At 70.2% G+C, this 3,006-nt stretch carries 2 protein-coding genes; one reads left to right on the forward strand and one right to left on the reverse strand.

Annotated features, from left to right (window positions below; all coding sequences use genetic code 11):
* Positions 1-75: 75 nt before the first annotated feature.
* Positions 76-597, reverse strand: a complete 522-nt coding sequence (locus ACFV6D_RS21340; RefSeq protein ID WP_063346029.1) for a MarR family winged helix-turn-helix transcriptional regulator — start codon at positions 595-597, stop codon at positions 76-78.
* A 360-nt stretch (positions 598-957) separates the two neighbouring features.
* Here ACFV6D_RS21340 and ACFV6D_RS21345 point away from each other — a divergent pair, with 360 nt between their 5' ends.
* A complete protein-coding gene (locus ACFV6D_RS21345) occupies positions 958-2,577 on the forward strand; it encodes an alpha/beta hydrolase (protein WP_208869033.1) in 1,620 nt (539 codons plus the stop codon).
* Positions 2,578-3,006 lie beyond the last annotated feature (429 nt).

The following is a 3,006-nucleotide window of genomic DNA, read 5'->3' on the forward strand; positions in this document are numbered from 1 at the left end:
TTTTTTCTGGGGGCCATATTTTTGGGGCGGGGCTCCGGGGGGCCCGCCTGGCCCCCCCCCCCGTTCTCGACCGGGTCAGTCCGCGGTCAGCGCGTCGGCGCCCTCGACCACCCTGGCCAGGAGGTCGAGGAAGGTGGCGCGCTCCTCGACCGAGAGCCCGCCGACCAGCGCCTGCATCCGGGCGAAGTGCTCGGGCGCCAGATCGCGCAGCCGCTGTGCGCCGCGTGCGGTGAGGACCACCACGTTGGCGCGGCCGTCCTCGGCGGACGGGCGGCGGACCACCAGGCCCTCCCGCTCCAGGCCGTCCACCAGGCCGGTCACGGTCGCCCGCGAGACGCCGAGGCCGGCCGCGAGCTGGGAGGGCGACTTCTCGCCGCCGTGGTCCTCCAGATCGGCCAGCAGTCGGTAGCGGCCGGTGGAGAGTCCGAACCGGGCGAAGTGCACCTCCCCGGCCTGGCCGATCCGGGCGCCCGCCGCCATCAGCCTGGCCGCGACCAGGACCGCCTGCGGGTCGGCCGTGAGGCCGTAGCGGGCGATCTGGCGGCGCGCCTGATCGAGGGTGGGGGCGCCGCTGCCGGCGTCGGGGCGTTGCGTCATGAAAGTAATATGGCGCCTCATCAGTTTCCCGGTCAAGTCGACCGTCCGGCGTTCGATGTCCGGCGTCCGAAGGCGGCCGCGCTGCGCGGGGCGGCCGGGCGTCGGCGGCGGGCGGGTGTGCGGGCGGGTGCTCTGCCGGCTGTCGAGCGGCGCTCCGGCTGTCGAGCGGCGCCGGGTGTCCGGGTGTCCGGGTTCCATGGTGACGAGTCATCAGGTCAATCAACCGTCAAGTTGGTTCATTCACAGAATAATCCGGTCGCAAAATGGAAGCCATCGAAACATTTACGCTGCTTCCAGGTCTTCACATGGAGATCTCAGACTGACAGGCTGGGGCCGCCCTTTCAGTACTGAGGAGGTTCCTTGTCCCGTATATCCACGCTGGCCGGAGCGGTCACCTGCGCCCTCGCCCTCGTCACCGGTAGTGCTGTCGCGGCGTCGGCGGCGCCGATAGACCTGGCGCCGGGTGCGGCGGCCGAGGCGAAGGTCGCCGCTGTCAACTGGACCCCGTGTAACCCCGACCCGAGCAAGCCGGACCCAGGCATCTACGACTGTGCCGTGTACCCGGTGCCGCTGGACTATGACAACCCGTCGGGTGAGAAGATCGGCATCGCCATGATGCGCCGGCGGGCGAGCGACCCGTCCAAGCGGATCGGCTCGCTGTTCCTCAACCCGGGCGGCCCGGGTGGTAGCGGCTACCTGTGGGCGACCACCACCCGATTCGGTACCGAGGTGCAGTCGCGCTTCGACCTGGTCGGCTTCGACCCCCGCGGCGTGGCCCGGAGCAACCCGCTCAAGTGCTTCAAGACCCAGGAGGACGCCGACGCGGTCAACGGCCGCATGGTCGGCGTGCCGGTCACCAAGGCCGAGATCAACGAGACGCTGGACGCGGACCAGGACTACACCGACGCGTGCAGCAAGAACGCCGGCCCGCTGATCGAGCACATGTCGACCATCAACGTGGTCCGTGACCTCGACCGGATGCGCCGCGCCGTCGGCGACTCCCAGCTCAACTTCGCCGGGTTCTCCTACGGAACCCTGATCGGCGCGACCTACGCCGGGATGTACCCGAACAAGGTGCGCACGATCATCGTCGACGGCAACGTCGACCCGAACCTGCGCCTGCACGACGGCCTGGAGTACGACCGTCAGCGGGCGGGCGGCTTCGAGCTGGCCCTGGACGAGTTCCTGAAGCGCTGCCAGGCCGCCGGCGCCCCGCGCTGCGCCTTCGGCGAGGGCGACACCCGGGCCAAGTTCGACCAGCTCCGCGACCACCTGCGGACCAGCCCGGTCACCCTGCCGAACGGCTCCCAGGTGACGCTGAGCACCTTCACCAGCGAGGTGGCCAGCGCGCTGTACTCGCAGGCCAAGCTGGCGCCGCTGGCCAAGTCGCTGCAGGCGACGTACCAGCTGGTCCAGAAGCCGGCCGCGAACACCCTGATGGCGCCGAAGGCGACCGTCTCGGACGACGACGCCAACATCCTCGCTGTGAACGCCCCGCGGGCGTTGCGCGAGGCCCCGGTCGACTCCGAGTACACCGCCGACGACTCCTACATGGGCGTCAACTGCCAGGACAAGCCGTACCCGTCGAACGACCGGGTCTTCCCGAACGTCGCCAAGGCCTGGGAGAAGGAGTCGCCGACCTTCGGCCGCTACCAGGCCTTCGACGCGCCCGCCTGCGCGAGCTGGCCGGCCCCGGCCCGGGACGCCGAGCGCTTCAGCGGCCCGTGGAACAAGAAGACCTCGAACACCGTCATGGTGATCGGCAACCTCTACGACCCGGCCACCCAGTACAAGTTCGCCCAGCGGATGCAGCAGCAGCTGGGCAACGCCGTGCTGGTCAGCGTGGACTCGATCGAGCACTGCGCCGTCGGCCGCAGCCAGGCGCTGAACGCGCTGGTCACCCGCTACCTGGTGGACGGCACCGCGCCGAAGCCGGGCCAGCTGCTGAAGCCGGACGCGGCGATCTTCCCGGCGGCCTGACGGGGCTGAGCAGCCGGCCGGTGCCGGCCCGCAAGGCCTGCACGTCCCGCCGGGCCCGCCCGGCAGGACTGGCCGGGCGGCCCCCGGGGGCCTGAGGTACACGTGAACGGATGTGGTGGTCGGCGGCGCCGGCCACCACATCCGTGCTTTCCGGCCGAGCCCCCGGAGGACGGCGTGAACACGGATGGCCGTGCGAACGCGGACGACGGCGTGAGCGCGGATGACGGCGCGAACGGGAAATGCGGCGTGAATGCGACGGTGGATCGCCATCCGGCCCTCCTCGGAAACGAGTTCTTCTCGGATTCTTCTCGGATGTCGGGGACCGTAGCCGATACCACTGACACTGATAGTTCTAACCGGGTCCCTGGTGGTCGTGGCTCTGCCACTGACTGACGCCCTGCTGGGCTGTCCTCCGGTTGTTCTGTCCGG

The organism is Kitasatospora sp. NPDC059812 (genome assembly GCF_042732075.1).
GTDB lineage: Bacteria > Actinomycetota > Actinomycetes > Streptomycetales > Streptomycetaceae > Kitasatospora.